This window comes from Legionella shakespearei DSM 23087 (genome assembly GCF_000373765.1).
Lineage (GTDB): Bacteria > Pseudomonadota > Gammaproteobacteria > Legionellales > Legionellaceae > Legionella > Legionella shakespearei.
Genome location: NZ_KB892386.1, coordinates 56,617 through 73,331, shown reverse-complemented (window position 1 = coordinate 73,331; position 16,715 = coordinate 56,617). Strand labels below are relative to the sequence as shown.

The following is a 16,715-nucleotide window of genomic DNA, read 5'->3' as shown; positions in this document are numbered from 1 at the left end:
TCACGCCAGTCTAAAAAATATTAATGCTTCCTTTATCGTTGTACATACACATTCCCTGGTGCATCCGCAAATGCCCTTATTGTGATTTTAATTCGCATAAAAGCCCCGATAATTTGCCAGAACAAAATTATGTTCAGGCACTTATAGATGATTTAAATGCTGATTTAACCCAATTCAAAGCCCGGGAAATCGTTTCTATTTTTATCGGTGGCGGCACTCCAAGCCTTTTTTCGGCAGAAGCCTATGCCACTTTGTTTACCGAATTAAAACGCATACTGCCTTTTGCATCCGACATTGAAATTACCATGGAAGCTAATCCTGGCAGTGTAGAACAACAGCGTTTTACTGAATACCGCCAGCTAGGGATTAACCGCCTGTCTCTCGGCATTCAAAGTTTTAATCCTGTGCATTTGAAAAAACTGGGCCGTGTCCATGATGAGCAACAGGCTCATGCCGCCATAAACGCCGCACGCAAAGCAGGATTTGATAATCTTAACCTCGACATTATGCATGGTTTACCCAATCAAAGCATTGACCAGGGTGTGGCTGATTTGGCTACAGCCTTGTCTTATCAACCTGAGCATTTGTCCTGGTATCAATTAACCATAGAACCAAATACTGTATTTTACAAAGAAAATCCTCCTCTGCCCTCTGAAGATGATGCCTTTTTACTGGAAGAGCAAGGATTGAATTTATTAAAGGAATCAGGTTTTAACCGTTATGAAATTTCGGCTTTTTCCAAACCAGGCAGGCAAGCACGCCACAACCTGAACTATTGGCTCTTTGGGGATTATCTGGGCATAGGCGCCGGAGCCCATGGGAAAATGACGACAGAGCAAGGCGTTCAAAGGACCCGTAAACATCGCCAACCCAAAGATTATCTGAATACAGAAAAACCTTTTCTGGCCGATCAGGAGACCGTGCAGCACGATGAGTTACTTTTTGAATTCATGCTCAACACAACCCGTCTCGAACAAGCCATACCATTTGCCTTATTTACCCAAACTACAAGGTTGGACTACTCCTTGCTGCTACCCAAGCTGAAAATTGCAGAAAGCAAAAACCTCATCACCCTGACAGACAAGGGCTGGCAAATAACTCCTTTAGGCAGACGCTTCACCAACAACCTGCAAACCCTCTTTTTACCGGAATGAAAATCATCCACGTCGTCCTGAGCGCGTCTTTCTGCGCGAAGGACGACGTGGATCTGTGGATCTGAGGATGGATGGCACAGTGCGTAGCCCGGTCTGCTTGCAGCCGGGATCAAAGCCTCAACCAGGCAAAGTCTCCCCCTGAAAAAACCCGTAAAACAACTTTCAGTTGCTTGCAAATAAAGATTATCTGATAATAAAAATTCATTCCTACAAAGGAGTTCCAGGTGATTCAATTTTTATTTTTAGTAGTTGTGGGTTATTTAATGGGTTCTGTAAGCTCGGCAATTATTGTCTGCCGCACATTTGCTCTACCCGATCCCCGCTCAGAAGGTTCAAAAAACCCTGGAGCAACCAATGTTCTGCGTATTGCCGGTAAAAAATATGCTGCATTAGTCATGCTCGGTGATGTGTTGAAAGGAACCATTCCCGTAGTGATTGCCAAAGCCCTTGATGCAGAACCCGTAACCGTTGCCTTCACCGCACTTGCTGCAGTTGTGGGGCATATCTATCCTGTATTCTTTGAATTTAAAGGCGGAAAAGGAGTAGCCACAGCCATCGGTGCGTTACTGGGATTTCATTTTATTATCGGCGTTATGGTCACAGCCACCTGGTTATTAGTAGCCAATTTCACCCGCTACTCGTCCTTAGCCTCCATCGTATCCATTACTCTGGCACCCTTCTACACTCTTCTGCTCATAGGGCGCATCGATATTTTCCCTCCGCTGTTTTTTATGGTGTTATTAATCATATACAAACACAAAAATAATATTACCCGCCTGATGGATGGTGACGAACCCAAAATCAAATTAAAACACAGTGTCATAGAAGAAATAATGGAAGATCAGCCGCCCAAGGCTATCACAGAGTTCGAGGAATCAGCGAAAGAAATCAACGCTCCATTTCCAATAGAAATTGAGTCAAAACCAGTAAAAGAAACAAAACCCAAAGCAGCCCCCAAAAAGGCGCCAGCTAAAAAACCAGCTAAGGCAGAAGAACCAACAAAAAAAGCACCACCCAAACCCAGAAAACCAAAAGAACCAAAAGAACCAAAAGAACCAAAAACAGAATAAACGAACACACTTCATGCAGAACTGTAGCCCGGTCTGCTTGCAGCCGGGAAGCACGAACCATCCCGGCTGCAAGCAGCTGACTCTTCCACCGTCTCCTGAATGTGGCATGGTACCAGTTTGTAGCCCGTATTAGGCGCCAGCCGTAATACGGGTTCGAAGTGGCAATCAACTCATTCCCGTATTACGGCTACGCCTAATACGGGCTACAAAACTGTGCCATTCCCAGATCTACGTTGTCAAGACGACGTAGATCTGGTTGGCTCGTAAAGGATTTCCACCATCCCGTGGCTTGTCCACGGACGTTCTCTCAAGATGCACCAAATACGCCCGTTCAGGCAAGAGGCCAGCGGGGTTTAACTTCTACAGCCATCCCCTCATCCCTCTCCCCTAACACCATCCGCATACATCCCGCATAAGCAACCATTGCCCCATTATCGGTACAATACTCCAGAGCAGGAAAATATACTTGACCGTCAATACTTTTTATCCACGCCTGCAAAGCAAGACGCAAGGCCTTATTCGCACCGACCCCACCCGCCACTACCAGATTTTTACACCCGGTCTGCAGGATAGCCCTTTTGGCTTTAACAATGAGTGTATCTACTACTGCTTCCTGAAATGCTTTGGCAATATGTGCTTTATCACATTCTTCCTTTGCGCTGCGAGTCCAGGTAGACAGCGCGAAGGTTTTTAATCCACTGAAACTGAAATCCAATCCTGGTCTATCGATCATGGGACGAGGAAATTGATAGGGGGTCGATTCACACTGGTCCGCCAAAGCGGCAAGAACTGGGCCTCCGGGATAAGGAATGCCCATCAACTTGGCTGTTTTATCAAAAGCTTCACCCACTGCATCATCCAGCGTGTCACCAAGCAGTTGATAATCGCCCAGACCTTTTACTTCAATTAATTGACAATGCCCACCTGAAACCAGAAGCGCAATAAAAGGAAATTCAAGTGAAGCGTCTTCCATTTTTGCAGCCAGCAAATGCGCTTCCAAATGGTGAATGGCCAAAGCCGGTATATCAAGAGCGTAAGCAAAGCTTTTGGCAAAACAGGCTCCAACCAGCAAAGCACCAATTAATCCGGGACCTGCTGTGTAGGCTATGCCATCCAAATCACTCTTGTTCAGCTGTGCTTGCTTTAATGCTTCATTAACTAAAGGAATAAGGTAATTGACGTGATCTCTTGAAGCGAGTTCCGGCACTACCCCACCGTGCACTCTATGCGTTGCAATTTGTGAATGCAGGGCATGGGCTAATAATCCCGAATGTGCATCATAAATTGCTACTCCTGTTTCATCACAGGAAGACTCTATACCTAATATACGCATGCTTCAACCTCAATCACTTCAGTCAATATTAATTCATCAACCGACTCGGGATTATATCACAGAGAATTCCTGCCTGTTGCAAAAAGAAATCTGAAAAAGATCCATTAATAGAGAATAATTGCTAAAATATAAAGAAAGATATAGATTAGGCTTGACGAGCGATTCATCACACACTAGAATTGCCGACCTATATATAAGATCAAATAACCAGAGGATTAAATTAATGCCTACCGTTCGTGTAAAAGAAGGCGAAAACCCAGAATACGCACTGCGTCGTTTCAAGCGTTCTTGTGAAAAAGCCGGTATTTTAACCGAATTACGCCGCCGTGAATTTTATGAAAAGCCAACTGCAGAGCGTAAACGCAAGCAAGCAGCAGCTGTAAAGCGTCATCTGAAGAAAATTTCTCGCGATACTTCTTCACGCAGAAGCATGAAACACAGACGTAAATAATTAAAAACTGACAAATACTGTTAGTGTAATTCGCAGCTCGTCCTATGTATTGTACCAAGGTCACATTTATATGTGGCCTTTTGGTTTTTAAGGAAATAACAATGACAATTAAAGAACGTCTCAATGAAGATATTAAAGACGCAATGCGCGCCAAAGATAAAAATCTGCTCACTACCCTACGTTTAATTACCGCAGCAGTAAAACAAATTGAAGTAGATGAACGCATTGAAGTCAGTGAAGAGCGAATGTTGGCTATTCTTGATAAAATGAGTAAGCAGCGTAAAGAATCCATTGCCCAATTTGAAAAAGCCAATCGCGATGATCTGGTTGCTCAAGAACAATATGAATTAGGAATTCTTTCCAAATACCTGCCTGAACCCCTGTCTGAAGCTGAAATAAAGCAATTGGTTAATGAGGCCATCGCAAGCACAGGTGCAGAAAAGATGGCCGATATGGGTAAAGTGATGGGACAACTGAAAGCAAAATTACAAGGGCGAGCCGATATGACTCAGGTAAGTGCCTTGATTAAGGCTCAGTTGAGCTAAGGATTACTATGTCTGGCTTAATACCACAGCCATTCATTGATGATCTCCTGCATCGCACCGATCTGGTTGAATTAATTGATAGCTATGTTCCCCTGAAAAAACGGGGAACAAGCCATATTGCCTGCTGCCCTTTCCATAATGAAAAAACCCCTTCGTTCAATGTTGTAGCAAAAAAACAGTTTTATCACTGCTTTGGTTGCGGTGCTTCAGGCAATGCCGTCAGTTTTGTGATGAATTATCTGAATCAAGGCTTCGTTGATGCCATTGAAACTCTGGCTGCACGGGTAGGATTAACCATTCCCAGAGAAGGTCAGACAGAAAAAAATAATGCATCTCAAGACCTTTACAAACTGCTCGCTGAAATCAGTGTGTATTATCAAAAGAAATTAAAACACGATGGCCAGGCTGCGGTAGACTACCTGCGCCAGCGTGGCCTGAGTGGTAATGTAGCCAAATTATATCAACTCGGTTATGCGCCTGAAGGCTGGCATAATCTGGAAAAAGCCTTTGCCCGTCATCAGAAAGATCTGATTACAACAGGAATGCTGATTCAGAATGATGAAGGGAAAGTGTACGATCGATACCGTAATCGTGTCATGTTCCCTATCCATGACCGTCATGGTCGCATTATAGGGTTTGGCGGACGGGTATTAGATCCTGAGCAAAAGCCTAAATATCTGAACTCACCTGAAACAGTCATTTTCCAAAAAAGCCGTGAACTGTATGGTTTGCATCAGATTCTCAGTCAAAAAAATACCATTGAAGAAATTATTATTGTTGAAGGCTATATGGATGTTATCGCATTGGCGCAACATGGTATTTTTAATGCTGTCGCAACCCTTGGCACGGCCACCAGCATTTATCACATCCAGCTTTTAGCCAAACATACCAAACGCCTGATTTTTTGCTTTGACGGTGATGCAGCCGGCAAGCAAGCTGCCTGGCGCGGCCTTGAAAGCAGCCTCCCCCATTTGAATTCCGGCCTGGATGCCAGTTTTATTTTTCTGCCGGAGGGGCATGATCCAGACAGTCTGGTTCGCGAGGAAGGTAAAGAAAACTTTTTAGCCCGATTAAAACAAGGGACGCCCCTGCATCGCTTTTTCTTTTCCAGCTTGTCTAAAGACATCAATCTCTCAAACCCCGCTGGAAAAACACAGCTCATTAATCTGGTGAAGCCCTATTTGCAAAAAATGGAAGACAGTTCCTACAAACAATTGCTTATTGACGATCTTGCCCGCCAAACCCACTTGGACAGTGACCGACTCAACCGTCTTCTCGCTGATCAAAATGAAGTTATAGCGCCAGCCGGGCCTGCTACAACCATATCGCGCACCCCACTTCGCATTGCTCTGGCCTTACTATTACAAAATCCTGAAATTTATTCTGCCAGTGCAGAACAGATTCAAACCACTCTGCTCCATCCTAAAGAGCACCATGTTTTATTAGCTGTTCTCAAACGGCTGTCTGAGCATCCACAGGCAACTACTGCTACACTTATTGAATCCTGGAGAGATACCAGCTATTTTGAATCCATTAACAAACTGGCATCATGGGATCATCAGGTTCCAGACTTAGACCTGGCAAGGGAATTTATTGATACCCTTATTTTTTTACAAGAACAGAATCGGGAGCTTATAATCCAACAATACATAAACAAATCGCGGCAAGAAGGGTTAACAGAAACAGAACGAAAAAGTTTGCAGGATTTACTGAAAGAAAAACACATGCAAACTCATGTTGAAAAATAAAAAACCTGAAATACTGGTATGTTTCTTTTACAAAGTTTATAATCAAACCCTTTTTGTAGATTCTAAAATCGTCCCTAAAAGAAGTGCCTATGACCACAAATGACCAAGAACAGCAAAGCTCACAAATTACTAAAGTCATTAGCCTGGGAAAAGAACAGGGGTATTTGACTTATAGCCAAATTAATGACTTGTTACCCAACATTGTAGATACGGAACATTTTGATGTGATTATCAGCATGCTTGAGGGCATGAACATCAAAGTGTTTGAACTACCACCGGGCGATGACGAGCTGGCCCTTCTCCTCAATACAGAAGAAGTACCTGATATTGAAGAAGCAGCCATGGTGCTTGCATCTGTCGATAAAGAGACCGGCCGTACCACTGATCCTGTACGCATGTACATGCGTGAAATGGGAACAGTAGAGCTGTTGACTCGTGAAGGCGAAATCCGTATTGCCAAACGTATTGAAGAAGGGATTTTCCAGGTTCTTAAATCTTTGGCGCACTATCCTGAAACAGTACAGTTGGTACTCGATGATTACGATCGCTTTAATGCTGAAGAAATTCGTCTCAATGAAATTATCAGTGGTTTTGCTGATTCAGACGAAGAAATAGCCCCTGCTGCCAACATTGGCTCTATGCTTGATGAAGATCAGCAAGACGACGTTATTCTTAGTGTTGACGATGATGAAGACGAAGATGGTGAAGGAGGCATGGCCGAGGTTGATGACGGTCCTAATCCGGAACAGGCGAAAATCTATTTCGATGAATTGCGTGAAAACTTTAACAATGCAACTTTGGCAATAAGAGAACACGGCAGAACCAACAAAAAAACTGTTGAATTGCTGGAAATCATGTCGGATTCATTTCTGAAATTGAAACTGACCTCAAGACAGGTAGACCGTTTAACACGCCATTTCCGCCAACTCCGTAATCACATCAGAGAGTTCGAGCGCGGTATTATGCGTCTTTGTATTGAAAAAGCACGTATCCCCCGCAAGCTGTTTATCGATACCTTCCCAGGTCAGGAAACCGATCTTAAATGGTTAGATACTCTTATCAGCAAAAACGGCAAGAAACTTGATTTAGCAAGAATAGAAGAGCACAGAGAAGAAATACTGCGCCTGCAATCCCGCTTAGCTTCTTTTGAAGTAGAATACGGATTAACCATCAGTGAAATCAAAGACATTAACCGTAAAATGTCTATTGGTGAAGCCAAGGCAAGACGCGCTAAAAAAGAAATGGTTGAAGCCAACCTGCGTCTGGTAATTTCTATTGCTAAAAAGTACACCAACCGTGGTTTGCAATTCCTGGATCTGATTCAGGAAGGAAACATAGGCTTGATGAAAGCAGTTGATAAATTTGAATACCGCCGTGGATACAAATTCTCAACCTATGCAACCTGGTGGATCAGACAGGCAATCACCCGTTCCATCGCCGACCAGGCACGCACCATCCGTATTCCTGTGCATATGATTGAAACGATTAATAAATTAAATCGCATTTCAAGACAAATCCTGCAGGAAACCGGACGTGAAGCAACACCGGAAGAGTTAGCCGAAAAAATGGAACTAAGCGAAGATAAAATTCGCAAAGTCCTGAAAATTGCGAAAGAGCCCATTTCAATGGAAACACCCGTTGGTGACGATGACGACTCTCATCTGGGAGACTTCATTGAAGACAACAACATTGAATCCCCCATTGACATGGCAACAGCAGAAGGCTTAAGAGAAGCAACACTCGAAATCCTGGAAACATTAACCCCACGCGAAGCCAAAGTTCTTCGTATGCGCTTCGGTATCGAAATGAACACCGACCATACACTTGAAGAAGTAGGCAAGCAATTCGATGTAACCAGAGAGCGTATCCGCCAAATCGAAGCCAAAGCCCTACGCAAACTCCGCCACCCCTCCCGCTCAGAAAAACTGAGAAGCTTCCTGGAAGGTGACGAAGGCTAATTGTAAAAGCATAGAGTCGTATTTTAATATCCAATAAAAAAACGGCTCTTAAATTTAAGTTTGAAAATTAAAAGAAGCAAAAAAAACTGGAACAATAAGCAAATTAAGTTTAAAATACACTCCTCATCGGGCCTATAGCTCAGTTGGTCAGAGCAGCGGACTCATAATCCGTTGGTCCTAGGTTCAAGTCCTAGTGGGCCCACCAATTTAGACCTTTAAAATCAATAAGTTACGTTGATTACCTGTTTTAACTCAAAAGTCCTTGCGTGACTTTTGCGTGACCTAGCTCACGCACTTACAAACTTACGTGACTTTCCCTTAGAGTATTTTGACTGGCAGGTCTACTCTTTGGGTTTCGCAACAACGTTAATATCACACCGCTTTTACGATTTTCACAAACCTTATTCGCAGCTTGATATAAACTTTGCAGCTCAGCTGAAGAATAGTGGGTTGTAATCCTACCTGAACGATGTCCAAGTAAATCCTGTCTGTCTTCAAAACTTACCCCTGCAGCTCTCAATCGTCTGCCAAAGGTATGCTTTAAATCATGCACTCTTACTTCAGGCAATTTCGCCTTTTCTCTAGCCTGTCGCCAACCGGTCGATAACATACGACTTAATGGTCGACCTTTAAAACTAAAGACATGAGTAGGATGCTTACCTCTCTCCCCGTCTATCACTTCCCGAACTGTTTCGTTACAAACAATCAGCCGTTCCTCTCCGTTTTTGACCAGTTCACCTGGTACAATAAAAACGATGATGTGTGACAATTCTGGAATTTGTATTTCCCAATCCCAGCGCAATTCACATATTTCACGATCCCGACACCCTGTATTTACAGCAAACAAAGCCATATTTTTCAGATGTTCAGGTAACTGCTGAAACAGCTTGTGCTGTTCATCCCAACTTAATGGATAAGGTTTTCTTAAATCTGGCTCAGGTAAAAGTTTTATCTTTGGCGCTGAGTTTAACCATGTTAAACCGAATTCATCCATCCATTCACTAGCCGCTAAATTTAATATACGCCTAACAATCATCAAACCATGATTGATAGTTCTCGTGCTTACTTCATCCTTTCTTCGACCTTCAATAAAGGATTGCAAGCTACCGATATGAATTGCTTCAATAGGCAAATCCCCAATGTACTTAACCACTTCACGCAAACGCCCTGCATCATCACTGATACTACGTTTGTGTTGGTTTTCCATCAGAAATTTAGTAGCGGCTTCTTTGAATGTTCTTTTGGGGCGAACACCGTAGACTGTTGCAAGTCTTATCTCTTCGAGACGCCTTGCGAGATACTTTTCCGCCTCTTCGAGGTTGTCAGTACCAGTGCTTTCGCAAAGTCGTCGTCCGAAGACCTTTTTATCAATACACCAGACGCTGCCACGCTTTTGCAGCCCTGGCGTTCTTTTTCGTCCCATAACTCCAAACTCCTACGTTCAACTTCCGCGGGACGACCACTACACTGTATATAATCGTCTACCCAGGCATCTAAATCAAGTCGATCAAAAGCAATACCCTGAGTTCCCATTGGAATCTCAACCAGATTTGGCCTTACATCTTTATTAAATCGATGGCGATCCATACCTACATAGGTCGGAGCGTCCCTTAAGCGAATTAATCGGGGGATTAGGTGAATATTGCTCATGATTTCTCAACTCCTGTAACTCATAAACTAAAATGCTCGTTTCGAGCATTTATTAGAGCATATCGAGCACATTACTGCAAATATTTTTTTAGGCTATACCTATAAGAATTTTATTTGTACAATGGCTATCAAAATTCAATATAAGGAATATCAAAATGAGTTTAATGGACAAACTTGAATATGCTGTTGGGAATGAGTATTTGGTAAGCCACAAAGACTTATTCTTAGATATCAATCAAAATAAAAAAAGACAGGCTAATGCCAATAAAATAGTTTCAATACAAAATTCCTACAAGGTTCATAGCAATATCATAGAGAATCAAAAACTAATTAATGCATAAACTTATAGTAGTAGGGTCGGGAATAAAATCGATTTCCCATCTAACCGAAGAAACAAAACGTGTTATTCAAAATGCTGATAAGGTACTTTACCTTGTCAATGAAGATAACCTAAAACAATGGATCCAACGAGAAGCTAAAAACTCTGAATCGTTGGATTCTATCTATTTTAGTTACGAAAAGCGTATTGAGGCTTATCAGGCACTAACAAATTACATCGTTGAAGAATATCGAAAGACTCAAATTTTATGTATTGTTTTTTACGGACATCCTACCGTTTTCGCAGACTCAGCGCTTAATGCAGTTAGGCAAATTAAGGCTGATGGTGGTGAAGCCATCATTCTACCAGCAGTATCCACGCAAGACTGTTTATTTAGTGATCTTGAAATTGACCCTGGCGATCAGGGTTGTTTTTCTATTGAAGCTACAGAGCTAGTATTATTTGAACGTTACATTGATGTTTATTCACATTTAATTCTTTGGCAAGTTGCCAACTTTGGTACAGTAGATGGAAAAAAAACTGATAATTTATCAATTCTGAAAGAATATTTAAGTGGCTATTATCCAATCAATTTTTCTATTTGTCTTTATGAGGCATCTACTCTGCCGACTTACCCACCTAAAATAAAGTGGATTCCCTTATGTAAGCTTGAACAGTCATGTATTTCATCAATAACAACAGTATATATTCCTCCTATTAAGAAAAAGACTATGAGTGACGAGAAATTAAAACTTCTCAATTTAACTATTGATGAATTAATTTAATATAGCCTGTGGAAATTAATAATTAAAAATTGCAGTTATTTTTTAATAGCGAATCAAGATATAAGACCAATCTTAACCATTACCCCAACCTCTTGCCCTCACAATATCGATGAATTTCTTATCAAAAAAGTAAAAGTAGGATTTCAAGGGTAAGTCATCATTAAATGCATTTTCGATAAGATAATATTGGGTTGTTGCAGCAGCCCACCCATTATCACCAAGCACGCTAGCCATGCAAATGTATTTGACGTTTTCGAAAGTTATTAAATACCACTCGGAATGATAATTTGCACCGTAAGCTTTAATCTCTGGTGAAAGACTATGGACTATCGATTCTTCCAAAGAAAATCTTCGGTTACCTGCCAGGAAATACTCTGTACCGTTACAATTCTCTTGATAAAAAAAACGCTTCTCGGTTTTTACACCAATTAAATCTCTGTGTGGGTCATTTAAACAAGTGCTTTTTACATCTTCTGGTTTGATATCGTATAGAACATAGAGCTCTTTAAATTGGACGGTAGAGTCGATCGCCCGCTCTCTATGACATGAGCTTATGACTTTTTTAGGTGGCTGTGCACTTAAACTATTTCCTATTGAAAATAATACACTTACCATCACAGTTTATATGTTTTACTGTGTTTCATATTTATCACTTTTACTGATTGAACTTGTCATTACTTAATTTAACGCAACCTCTAAATAACTTCGCATCACTGGCAAATTGTGTTTTGTCCCTGCAATATGAAAATGCAAATCTATTATCTGTACCCTCTAATTCCTCAGAACCATAAATGCTCTTATTATTAGAAGATTTATAGTGGTAAAAAGAAAAGTCCGTTTGTTTGCTTACATGGTAGAGCGGACTTCCAAATGCAGAGCCATTATCAGCAGTAAACTCAGACTGATATGCCAACAATACATTTTTCAGCATTTCCAGCTCACTATAAGCGCTGTTACTTTGATTGGTTTTAAATGTATTAATCTTAGCAAAAGGACACTGCAAGGGATAGTAAACACTATCAGATTGGCTATTCAAAGTTGATGGAACCATTACAGTCGCTGTGTATTCTAAGTCATAACATTCATTATATATTTTCTGAATCGTCCTAACCGGAAAATATTGCTCATCAATTGCTGGTTTCACACCAATTCCTGAGCCCATGCAAATATTAAAAATATATTTTGCTGTATCCATAATGAATGGTGTAGGTCTGAAACGATTCACACTCTTGGCACTGAGGAATAAATCGTTACAGGAGGCATCATAGGTATTTTGCGTTAGTTTTTTTCTTAATGACTCTGAAAAATAAAGTTTCAGTTTAAGCCATTTATCATTATGTTTGACCTCATTGATAAACTGCTCTGAAAAATAAAGAATCTCGCTATACCAGTTATCTATAGTATTCTTATCCTTTAGTATCTCCTTGAATACCAAGTAATGTTCATAAGGAGACTTGGGAGCTGGAACAGCAACATTAAAATATTTCTGAATTCTTGCATGCTTTCTTTTACAGCCTATATTCGGTAATAAAAAGGATGAAAGCGCACCAGATGAGACAGACAGTACATTGTTATCTACAGTCTGATCCTCATCAAAAATAACCTGCATATTAAAAATTGCACCAGGTCCTTGGACACAATCTGGAAAGATGCGATCATCTTCACCAAAATAATGCCACTCGCAAAACTTATCCAGTATTAAGCCCAAAGGTAGACTATTTTTGCCATAACCAAGATGATTGAATAACTCATTATCGGTGTGCTTACTGTCAATCTTTTCCATTTGGCCACTACTGGTTGGCAGATAAGCATAATTTTTAATACCAAAATGCTCACCAAATTTATAACGAGCTACAAAGAATGGTATTTTTTGGTTAGGTTTAATTTCTTCTATGACACGATATATGGATTCGTTGACTTGCTTTACTTGTTCCCTGATTTCATCCCATGAAACTCTAATAATTTTGTTCATTCCTAAACACCCATACAGCAATTAAATATCAATTATCATCCCTTTAAAATCAGGATAATTGCAGAAAGGAATTAAGTTTATCCATTTTTAATGGTAGAGTCACCTTCCAAAATAGTTTTAGGGAAAAAATATGTTGTCACCAGAAAAAATGCCAAAAGGAATCATTCCTCTGTATTTAATACAGGCTTTTTCAACCTTTTCTTATGCAATTCTATATTCCTCATTATCTTTGTTTCTCACTAAACAATTAGGTTTGTCTAATGCTCTTTCAAACAGCATTGTTGGGCTATTTCTAGCATTTAACTATGTTCTGCATTTACTTGGTGGAGTGGTTGGTGGACGATATCTAAGTAACAGATCCTTATTTTTGATTACCACAACCATACAAACGATTGGTATTTTACTTTTAGCGCTTTCAGTTAAGTCACTGCTTTATCTTGGACTGAGTTTATTTCTAGTAGGATGTGGCTTAAACACTACCGCATACAACAGCATACTGACACAACGCTTTGCACCGGATGATAATAACAGAGATAAAGCCTTTTTCTTGAGTTATTCCTACATGAATGTAGGTTTTTGCGCTGGCTATATCATAAGCGGCTTTTTTGATTACTCCAATCAATATCAGACTTTACTCTATGCCAGCATAATTCCAAATGTAATCACACTTTTGCTTATGTGGGGGTACTGGTCGAACTTGAATGATCGCGATACTCCTTTAATTAAAGTTACAAGTAAGGCTTCACTGAATATCAAAAAGTCTATTGGCTGGGGAATTATATTAGCTCTTATTCCATTTACCCTGCTTTGTTTTTATAAAGCTCAATTCAGTAATGGAGTTGTAGTAGGCCTAAGCATTATCATGTTTTTTGTCATTTTATACCTTGGCTACCAACAAAAATCGATTTTGGATAAGCAAAAGATTATGACTTTTCTAATCCTAACTGTAACATCAATCCTGTTCTGGATGATCTACTTCACTGGCCCAATGGGCGTCACCCTATTCATTAAAAGCAATGTCGATAAACATTTGTTCCACCATGAAATGGCGACTCAATGGATTTTGAATATCAATGCCATCATAATTATTATAGGCGCCCCATTATTATCAATAGTGTTAACACGGCTACAGACAAAAGGATACAATGTATCAGTAACCACACAATTTATCTGGGCCTTCCTGATACTTGCAGGTTCTTTCTTCATGTTATCCAGCGGTATCCTTTCTGCCGATAAGAATGGATATGTCAGTGTTTATTGGGTAATGCTCCATTTTACTACACAAGCAATTGCAGAGTTACTGATAGGACCAGTAGGCTACGCCATGATCGGTAGAATTTCTCCACCGCAATTACAAGGAGTGCTCATGGGCACTTGGATGATGGTATCAGGCGTATCTGCCTCATTATCGCATTACTTTTCCAATGCCATGACCAAAGGTGAATCCACGAATCCTTTGTTATCCAATGGAGATTTTCAGTATGTGTTTAACCAGCTTGGTATCTGGGCACTATTGGGTGCTGCTTTCCTTTACTTAATCTCCAAAAGAATCAACCCTATTATTGAGCAAAGAACAGAATCAAGTATATCGGAGGCGATAACGGCTGTATAAAAGGAGTATAAAACGATAACCATTGACAACAAATAAATCAGAATTGCTTATTACCTCTGATCTTTTCCAGGTAAAAAAACTAATTTTATCGATATCACAGCTATGGTTTACTGATTTTCAACTGGACTATGCCGTAATAGTATGAAAGCGAGGATGTTACATGGAATGTTTTATCGAAGTTGCTGAACCCGTTATTGATGTTAAATTTCAATTAAAAAAAGATACTCAGAAATATTTGATTGATTATATTCTGTCGTACAGTGAACTGGACTGTAAAGGGCTAGCCCATATACTTGAGGCCAGCCCTTTGATGCTTAGCCAAGTATTGGCTGGAAAAGAGTACTTAGGGCCATCGAAGGCACACAATCTATTTGATTATTTCACCATGTTGATTGGTAATTAACGCTTTTAATTCTATAACACCAGATCTGTTCTATGATTTTTGAGACGATAAAGAACAGATCCATCCACCAAAATAAATCAATATTAGAACACTCTGACTATATTCATGCTTGTAAATTGATTAATCAAAATAAATTTATTAGCATAAACCGGTTTTAACCCTTTTTAGCCTAATGTAATATTGTTTTCATTGGCTATACTTGTTTTTATATTGCAAAAATAATCATAAGAGAAAAGCAATGAATGATAGGTGGTTATCGGTTGATGAAATTGGTGAGTATCTCGGAGTTAAAAGAGATACTATTTATAATTGGATCAATGAAAAAAAAATGCCTGCCCATAAAATTGGACGGCTTTGGAAGTTTAAAGTTTCTCAAGTTGATGCTTGGGTCGAAGCGGGAAGTGCTGATTTAGTAGTGTCCTCTGCAAAAAAACAAAGGGAATAAAAATGAAATATAATTTAGCAATAGAGGCATGTCTCCCAACTTTGGAAATGAGCGCTGAGAACAGTGAAATGCGAGCTGCATTGACCCATTGGTTGCAATTTCCAAGAACACTGCCACCTTTTTTTACAGCCAACCATGCAAGACATGTCCTTTCTAAACTTCTTCCTAAAAGCATAAAGCCAGATGAAATTAATGATAAACACCTGATTGCAGATGCTTACGAGATATATCAGCCATTGCTACAATTATCTTGGGATGATTTTCCTTACCCACCTCCAAAATCATGGAATTTCACTTTTATTGATCTTTTTGCAGGAATAGGAGGTTTCCGACAAGCTTTTCAAAGTGCTGGAGGAAAATGTGTTTTCTCTAGTGAATGGGATAAATATGCAAAAAAAACTTATGAAGCCAATTATGGTGAAACTCCCTATGGTGATATCCGTAATATCAACAAAGAGAAAATTCCTGATCACGATGTGCTTTGCGCAGGTTTTCCTTGTCAACCTTTTTCACTAGCAGGTGTTTCGAAAAAAAACTCGCTTGGACGAAAGCATGGGTTTGATGATGAAACTCAAGGCACTTTATTTTTTGAGATAAAAGAAATTCTTCGTATTAAACGCCCCAAAGCTTTCATGCTAGAGAATGTAAAAAACCTAATTTCTCACGACAAAGGTGAGACATTTGAGATAATCCGTCAAACTCTAGAAGACGTTCTGGGCTATGTAATAAACTGGAAAATCATTGATGGAGCAAAATGGGTTCCACAGCACCGTGAGAGAGTATTTATTGTTGGATATGATCCAACACAACTTGATATAAAAAAAGAAAATATTGTTATCCCGAGTGAACCAGAGGCAGGTTATAACTATCCTGCTTTATCATCAATTATAAATAGCAATCTTAAAGGTTATACCCTTGGACCGGGAACTTGGGATACATTGGAACGTCATAAAGCAAATCACGCAGCAAAAGGAAATGGTTTTGGATATAAAGTACATCAATTCCCAATTTCCAAAGATGATATAACCCGTACAATTTCTGCAAGGTACCATAAAGACGGCGCAGAAATATTGATTGAGCAACAAGGGAATCGCCCAAGAAGATTGTCAGTAGAAGAAGCAATGCAGCTACAAGGATATGATCCTCAAAATTTTATTTTTCCTGTATCAAACACCCAAGCATATAAACAAATAGGAAACAGCGTAGTTGTACCTGCTATAAAATCTACGGCCAAAGAAATTGCAAAGATGTTTCATAGTAAGGGCTGAAT

The 16,715-nt window shown here is 40.1% G+C and carries 16 protein-coding genes and 1 tRNA gene; 13 read left to right on the top strand and 4 right to left on the bottom strand.

Translation table 11 applies throughout. The annotated features are described in order from the left end of the window. Positions 1 to 23: 23 nt before the first annotated feature. Positions 24 to 1,154: a radical SAM family heme chaperone HemW gene (gene hemW / locus B094_RS0103800; RefSeq protein WP_018576470.1), complete on the top strand. Its 1,131-nt coding sequence runs from the start codon at positions 24 to 26 to the stop codon at positions 1,152 to 1,154. Positions 1,155 to 1,378: 224 nt separating this feature from the next. After that, complete coding sequence (gene plsY, locus B094_RS0103795) at positions 1,379 to 2,224, top strand: glycerol-3-phosphate 1-O-acyltransferase PlsY (RefSeq protein WP_018576469.1); 846 nt, start codon at positions 1,379 to 1,381, stop codon at positions 2,222 to 2,224. Between the two features lie 331 nt (positions 2,225 to 2,555). Here plsY and tsaD read toward each other — a convergent pair whose 3' ends face one another. Next, positions 2,556 to 3,557, bottom strand: coding sequence for a tRNA (adenosine(37)-N6)-threonylcarbamoyltransferase complex transferase subunit TsaD (tsaD, locus tag B094_RS0103790; RefSeq protein WP_018576468.1), 1,002 nt, complete (start codon positions 3,555 to 3,557; stop codon positions 2,556 to 2,558). Positions 3,558 to 3,780: 223 nt separating this feature from the next. On the opposite strand from tsaD, the gene rpsU reads away from it, so the two are divergent. The 5 genes from rpsU to B094_RS0103760 all read left to right on the top strand — a co-directional run bounded on the left by rpsU (position 3,781) and on the right by B094_RS0103760 (position 8,464). After that, entirely contained in the window at positions 3,781 to 4,008 is a 228-nt protein-coding gene (gene rpsU / locus B094_RS0103785; protein WP_018576467.1) for a 30S ribosomal protein S21, read from the top strand. 101 nt (positions 4,009 to 4,109) lie between these two features. Next, positions 4,110 to 4,553, top strand: a complete 444-nt coding sequence (locus B094_RS0103780) for a GatB/YqeY domain-containing protein (RefSeq protein ID WP_018576466.1) — start codon at positions 4,110 to 4,112, stop codon at positions 4,551 to 4,553. Positions 4,554 to 4,561: 8 nt separating this feature from the next. Further along, entirely contained in the window at positions 4,562 to 6,301 is a 1,740-nt protein-coding gene (dnaG, locus tag B094_RS0103775) for a DNA primase (protein WP_018576465.1), read from the top strand. 89 nt (positions 6,302 to 6,390) lie between these two features. After that, the gene (rpoD, locus tag B094_RS0103765; protein ID WP_018576463.1) at positions 6,391 to 8,259 is read left to right on the top strand and encodes an RNA polymerase sigma factor RpoD; all 1,869 of its coding nucleotides are present in this window, start codon (positions 6,391 to 6,393) and stop codon (positions 8,257 to 8,259) included. 128 nt (positions 8,260 to 8,387) lie between these two features. Further along, positions 8,388 to 8,464, top strand: a tRNA-Ile gene (locus tag B094_RS0103760). A gap of 90 nt (positions 8,465 to 8,554) precedes the next feature. Here the strand turns inward: B094_RS0103760 and B094_RS0103755 are convergent. Beyond that, positions 8,555 to 9,682 (bottom strand): tyrosine-type recombinase/integrase, encoded by a 1,128-nt coding sequence (locus tag B094_RS0103755; protein ID WP_026253862.1) that lies wholly within the window; start codon positions 9,680 to 9,682, stop codon positions 8,555 to 8,557. A gap of 382 nt (positions 9,683 to 10,064) precedes the next feature. Between B094_RS0103755 and B094_RS0103745 the strand changes: the two genes are divergently transcribed. Further along, positions 10,065 to 10,250, top strand: a complete 186-nt coding sequence (locus B094_RS0103745) for a hypothetical protein (protein ID WP_018576460.1) — start codon at positions 10,065 to 10,067, stop codon at positions 10,248 to 10,250. Next, entirely contained in the window at positions 10,243 to 11,013 is a 771-nt protein-coding gene (locus B094_RS0103740) for an SAM-dependent methyltransferase (protein WP_018576459.1), read from the top strand. Before B094_RS0103745 ends, B094_RS0103740 begins: the two co-directional genes overlap by 8 nt. 72 nt (positions 11,014 to 11,085) lie before the next feature. Here the strand turns inward: B094_RS0103740 and B094_RS16405 are convergent, their stop codons facing one another. Both B094_RS16405 and B094_RS0103730 read right to left on the bottom strand, forming a co-directional pair. Then, positions 11,086 to 11,628, bottom strand: a complete 543-nt coding sequence (locus B094_RS16405) for a hypothetical protein (protein WP_018576458.1) — start codon at positions 11,626 to 11,628, stop codon at positions 11,086 to 11,088. 40 nt (positions 11,629 to 11,668) lie between these two features. Further along, on the bottom strand, positions 11,669 to 12,985 hold the full coding sequence (locus tag B094_RS0103730; RefSeq protein ID WP_018576457.1) for a hypothetical protein: 1,317 nt from the start codon (positions 12,983 to 12,985) through the stop codon (positions 11,669 to 11,671). Between the two features lie 130 nt (positions 12,986 to 13,115). On the opposite strand from B094_RS0103730, the gene B094_RS0103725 reads away from it, so the two are divergent. The 4 genes from B094_RS0103725 to dcm all read left to right on the top strand — a co-directional run bounded on the left by B094_RS0103725 (position 13,116) and on the right by dcm (position 16,713). Then, complete coding sequence (locus B094_RS0103725) at positions 13,116 to 14,597, top strand: peptide MFS transporter (protein ID WP_018576456.1); 1,482 nt, start codon at positions 13,116 to 13,118, stop codon at positions 14,595 to 14,597. A 160-nt stretch (positions 14,598 to 14,757) separates the two neighbouring features. Then, positions 14,758 to 15,000, top strand: coding sequence for a hypothetical protein (locus B094_RS0103720; protein ID WP_018576455.1), 243 nt, complete (start codon positions 14,758 to 14,760; stop codon positions 14,998 to 15,000). Between the two features lie 238 nt (positions 15,001 to 15,238). Beyond that, entirely contained in the window at positions 15,239 to 15,445 is a 207-nt protein-coding gene (locus B094_RS0103715) for a helix-turn-helix domain-containing protein (protein WP_018576454.1), read from the top strand. A gap of 2 nt (positions 15,446 to 15,447) precedes the next feature. Next, positions 15,448 to 16,713 carry a DNA (cytosine-5-)-methyltransferase gene (gene dcm, locus B094_RS0103710; protein ID WP_018576453.1) on the top strand — a complete coding sequence of 422 codons (1,266 nt, stop codon included), beginning with the start codon at positions 15,448 to 15,450 and terminating at the stop codon, positions 16,711 to 16,713. Positions 16,714 to 16,715 lie beyond the last annotated feature (2 nt).

Coding starts and splice junctions, on each gene's coding strand:
- hemW (WP_018576470.1), top strand. CDS start 24: ATGCTTCCTTTATCGTTGTACATACACATTCCCTGGTGCATCCGCAAA.
- B094_RS0103755 (WP_026253862.1), bottom strand. CDS start 9,682: ATGGGACGAAAAAGAACGCCAGGGCTGCAAAAGCGTGGCAGCGTCTGG.
- B094_RS0103745 (WP_018576460.1), top strand. CDS start 10,065: ATGAGTTTAATGGACAAACTTGAATATGCTGTTGGGAATGAGTATTTG.
- B094_RS0103730 (WP_018576457.1), bottom strand. CDS start 12,985: ATGAACAAAATTATTAGAGTTTCATGGGATGAAATCAGGGAACAAGTA.
- dnaG (WP_018576465.1), top strand. CDS start 4,562: ATGTCTGGCTTAATACCACAGCCATTCATTGATGATCTCCTGCATCGC.
- B094_RS0103725 (WP_018576456.1), top strand. CDS start 13,116: ATGTTGTCACCAGAAAAAATGCCAAAAGGAATCATTCCTCTGTATTTA.
- rpsU (WP_018576467.1), top strand. CDS start 3,781: ATGCCTACCGTTCGTGTAAAAGAAGGCGAAAACCCAGAATACGCACTG.
- tsaD (WP_018576468.1), bottom strand. CDS start 3,557: ATGCGTATATTAGGTATAGAGTCTTCCTGTGATGAAACAGGAGTAGCA.
- dcm (WP_018576453.1), top strand. CDS start 15,448: ATGAAATATAATTTAGCAATAGAGGCATGTCTCCCAACTTTGGAAATG.
- B094_RS0103740 (WP_018576459.1), top strand. CDS start 10,243: ATGCATAAACTTATAGTAGTAGGGTCGGGAATAAAATCGATTTCCCAT.
- B094_RS0103720 (WP_018576455.1), top strand. CDS start 14,758: ATGGAATGTTTTATCGAAGTTGCTGAACCCGTTATTGATGTTAAATTT.
- rpoD (WP_018576463.1), top strand. CDS start 6,391: ATGACCACAAATGACCAAGAACAGCAAAGCTCACAAATTACTAAAGTC.
- B094_RS16405 (WP_018576458.1), bottom strand. CDS start 11,628: ATGGTAAGTGTATTATTTTCAATAGGAAATAGTTTAAGTGCACAGCCA.
- B094_RS0103715 (WP_018576454.1), top strand. CDS start 15,239: ATGAATGATAGGTGGTTATCGGTTGATGAAATTGGTGAGTATCTCGGA.
- B094_RS0103780 (WP_018576466.1), top strand. CDS start 4,110: ATGACAATTAAAGAACGTCTCAATGAAGATATTAAAGACGCAATGCGC.